Raw genomic sequence first — 214 nt, forward strand, 5'->3', positions numbered from 1 at the left:
GTACGGGTAGTCGTCGACGATCGGGGCGCTGACGTCGGTCAGCAGCGTGGTCTCCTCCTCCGACAGGTGCAGGTCGGCCGCGCCGAGGTTGTCGTCGAGCTGCTCGACCGTACGTGCGCCGAGGATCACCGACGTCACCGCCGGCCGGTCCGCGAGCCAGGACAGCGCGACCTGCGCCATCGACACGCCCCGGCCTTCTGCCACCTGCCGTACG

Annotated in this window: 1 protein-coding gene; it reads right to left on the reverse strand. The window is 71.0% G+C overall.

The window, feature by feature from the left end; genetic code table 11:
• Positions 1-204, reverse strand: a 204-nt coding sequence (locus tag RRF55_RS29140; protein WP_439419469.1) for an aldo/keto reductase, incomplete at its 3' end; no start/stop codon positions are given.
• Between the last annotated feature and the right edge of the window lie 10 nt (positions 205-214).

Origin of the sequence: Klebsiella sp. K47 (assembly GCF_051858335.1) — a bacterium.
Lineage (GTDB): Bacteria > Pseudomonadota > Gammaproteobacteria > Enterobacterales > Enterobacteriaceae > Klebsiella > Klebsiella pneumoniae.